This window comes from Gluconobacter sp. P1D12_c (assembly GCF_018812105.1).
In the GTDB taxonomy this organism is placed as follows: Bacteria; Pseudomonadota; Alphaproteobacteria; order Acetobacterales; family Acetobacteraceae; genus Gluconobacter; species Gluconobacter oxydans_A.
Window position 1 is genome coordinate 1 of record NZ_JACSIQ010000179.1, and the last position, 607, is coordinate 607.

1 protein-coding gene is annotated in these 607 nt (G+C 48.1%); it reads right to left on the reverse strand.

The annotated features are described in order from the left end of the window. A partial coding sequence (locus KP705_RS16210; protein ID WP_215764988.1) for a hypothetical protein occupies positions 1 to 607 on the reverse strand: 607 nt, incomplete at both ends.

The following is a 607-nucleotide window of genomic DNA, read 5'->3' on the forward strand; positions in this document are numbered from 1 at the left end:
GAATGTTATCAATCCAATAGGTCAGCTCATTCCTCAACTGGCGACGCTCAGCAACAGCAACAGCAGGAATGAACATGATATGCCTAAACTGTTCATCCATCTGCTTAGCTAATCCAGACAGCAAACCCACCTTGAAAAAGGTGCCATCCTGCTTCTTACGCCTAGACGGAATCCCCAGACCTTCAAGCCTGTCAGCAATGCGATCAGATTGAAGCCTTATGGCCTCATCCCTGCCAATGCGTTCAAGATGTTTAAACACATMAACCTTGTTCCCACTGTTGCGACGAAGAAGCTCATAAAAACCTATCCGAGAAGATGACTCACACCCATTCTCAGACGGTMCTGCATCAAAAATCTCTCCGCGTGATTCCTTCGCTTCCTTAACCTCTGGAACGTATTCTAAACCTCCAGCAGGAAGCCTGAAGCGTCGCCTGTCTTCCTGTTCCGAACGACACGCAAAACGCAGATTCTCATCAGCAGAATAATCCCGAGCTATAAGCCCAAGGTGCTTGCAGTCAGCAGATATCAGCCAGCAGATATCATCAACAGACCACCCCAGATGGAACACATGCCCAAGCCATGAACGAGGATAATACCCCCCATGATA